Origin of the sequence: Acinetobacter sp. YH12255 (assembly GCF_013417355.1) — a bacterium.
GTDB lineage: Bacteria > Pseudomonadota > Gammaproteobacteria > Pseudomonadales > Moraxellaceae > Acinetobacter > Acinetobacter pseudolwoffii.
In genome coordinates, this window is the sequence record NZ_VPEC01000100.1 from 1 (window position 1) to 2,999 (window position 2,999).

The 2,999-nt window shown below is 36.6% G+C and carries 2 protein-coding genes; both read right to left on the reverse strand.

Going from position 1 to position 2,999, the window contains the following annotated elements; all coding sequences use genetic code 11:
• Positions 1–133: 133 nt before the first annotated feature.
• Complete coding sequence (locus tag FTV30_RS15805) at positions 134–1,018, reverse strand: Mph(E) family macrolide 2'-phosphotransferase (protein ID WP_000155092.1); 885 nt, start codon at positions 1,016–1,018, stop codon at positions 134–136.
• A 55-nt stretch (positions 1,019–1,073) separates the two neighbouring features.
• Entirely contained in the window at positions 1,074–2,549 is a 1,476-nt protein-coding gene (msr(E), locus tag FTV30_RS15810) for an ABC-F type ribosomal protection protein Msr(E) (protein ID WP_000052512.1), read from the reverse strand.
• Positions 2,550–2,999 lie beyond the last annotated feature (450 nt).

Sequence of the window (2,999 nt, forward strand, 5' to 3'; positions counted from 1 at the left end):
CATAAGAAATTTTATGTTAAATGATTGTTAGAAATGCCCCTTGATCGAGGCATTTTCTATAAAGAATACTAAAAACTAATTAAAGCCAACCAAGTTTCAAAACAAGGCAGTTCTCAGCAATCATATTTTTAAATTATATAACTCCCAACTGAGCTTTTGCTCCAACGATAAGGCTTTCATTTTGAGTTTCTAAGGCAAATAAACCATACATCAAAGGAGAGGCCGCTGCTCTTTCTAAAGTCTGTTCATATAGTTTATTCCAAACTTTACCCCCTAGTTTTTCATACTCGATGATTAGAGTTTTGAGGCTTTCTTCTCCAAACAAAGTTACATGCCCAGCAAAATCAATCGCTGGGTCATCTATATGGGCTGTTGACCAATCAATAACGCCTGAAACAGCTCCATCCTTTGAAGCTAGTACATGCCCAGCATATAAATCGCCATGTATAAATTGGGTGAAATCTGCCCATAGAACATCATTATCCAACCATTTTCTGTAGCGGGTTTCCAATTGCTCACTTATACCAATTTCAGATTTTACTAACTGCAAATTGTTTGCTATTTCAGGTCTTAAATCTGAAGGTTTCATAATTTTCAAATCATTTTCCCGAACTTCTTTTTCAGGAATACTATGGATTTCAAATAAGGTTTTTGCCAAAGATGTTATGTATTTCGGGCTATCTTTGTCCATATTCCAAATTATTTCATAGGTTTCAGCATCCAAATTTAAAACAGGATTATCTTTAAGTATGGGATAAGCCACTAATTCTGTAGATGAAATTCTCCAATCAGGAACCTCTACAGAAAGATGTTTTTTTACCAATTCTAAAATGCGTTTTTCTTTCTTGATTTGTTCCCTCATGCCATCACGACGAGGAATACGCAGCAACCATTGTTGCCCCTTTGTATCAAGAGCAAAAACGACCTTAAAATCAATGCCCATTTCATTGAAATTCATTTTGTCCGTAAGCAACAAGCCGTGTGCTTCAGCAAGTGATTGAATATCTTGAATTGTCATTTTTAATTTCCTTTAAAGAGTTCAATAATTAATGTTCGGATTAGATTGGCTATCATTAACAATCTCTCTCAAAAGTCTTGATGATTTTGTGGTCTTTGATCTCGTAGATAATGTCAGCAATATTATCGACCAATTGCTTGTCATGAGATACGAAGATAATAGTTCCTGCATAGGACTTCATCATTGTTTCTAATGCGGCAATACTTTTTAGGTCAAGATAGTTTCCTGGTTCATCCATAAGCAAAATATTATATTTTCCTAAAAGCATTTTGGATAAAAGCAGTTTGATGATTTCACCTCCCGATAAGTCGGATAAGTTTTTTTGAATATCATTCGCTCCGATCCCCATTGAAGCCAATACTGCACGAATTTCCGCAACTGTGTACTCGCACTCTTCCTGCATAAAGGAGAGCACAGATTTATGCGTGTTAAATTTATATCCTGTTTGTGTAAAGTAGCCAATTTCAGCTTTTGGAGATATGGTTAATCCATCAGCACGTTCTGATATCATTTTTAACAAGGACGTTTTCCCTGTTCCATTCGATCCAGTTATAGCGACTTTAGCGCCAAGCGGTATTATAAAGTTAGCGTCATCAAAGATAGTACGGCTACCAAATTTTAAGCTCAGACCATCTGCCGTAATCGGGAACTTATTGTGCAGTTCTAGGGCTGAACTTTGACGAAAACGAATAGAACGCAAATGCTCTGGTGCTTGAATATCTTCTAATGCAGCCAAACGCTTTTCCATACTCTTAGCTGCCTGATACAGTTTTCTTTGCTTGGTGCCAGTCATTTTTGCATGCCCAAGTCGTCCAGCACTTTCGGTAGAGTTTTTGGATTTTTCTCCTTTTTTCTTATTGTCTAATCGATTAGCTTGCTGGCGTTTTTCTTGCACAGCAGATTCTAATCGCTCCCGTTCCTTCATCATCAGCTCATATTCTACGGCTTGGTGTTGTCGCTCTTCTTCTTTTTGACGCAAGTAATCCGAGTAACCACCCCAATATTCCGTAATTTTACCGTCTTTTAACTCCCATATCTTGTCTACAACCATATCAAGAAAATATCGGTCATGACTGATAACAAGTAATGCTCCATCAAATGCTTTAAGTTGACCAATAAGTAGATCTATTCCATTGAGATCAAGGTGGCTGGTTGGTTCATCCGCTAGAATGCCATGTACTTGTTGGGAAAATGCGGCAGCAATTTTTGCACGAGTTTCCTCTCCGCCACTCATTGTGTCGTTTTGTACATTGGAAACACCAAGGCGAGATAACATTGCCCGGTCTTCGACCGTTTCTATTTCGATTCCGCCCAGTTGGCTGATATGTGCAAAATCACCAAAACGCTGTAATGTCGCTTCGGCTAAAACAATTTCGCCATTAAGTACTTTGAGTAAACTACTCTTTCCTGCTCCGTTATCACCCACAAGACCAATACGGTCATAAGAGTGAATTTCCAATTCATCAATATCCAAAACATCACGCCCAGCATAATCCAAGCGTATGTTTCTCGCTTTAATAATTAAACTCATTTTTATTTACTCCTGTTTAGCTCTTGAAATTTTTTATGCAGCAAACAGGATTTAGGTGAAAACAAAAGCTAGCATCACAGTGTCCTCCCAAAAAAAAAGCTATTCATCCACAGGGTGGACAAATAGCTAGTCAATTAAGTTATAACTGGAAACTATGCACTAAAAGCATACTTATAAATTAAGCATACTTTTACTTTATATATCCGCATATATTCTTAAAGACACAACAAAAGCCCACCATTATAAAATAGTGTCACTATGCAAATAGTTGTGTCTTAACGAATGCGGATAGAATGCATAAACTTACCTAAAAAATAAAATTCAGTTTTATGATAACTTTACTGTTAAAAGAAGTCTAGACAACCTTGTTTTATGCTTGGATATAAGGCTTATTTTAAAATAATAGTAGTGAAGATTTTCTAAAATTAACATAATACACCTTATACGAAA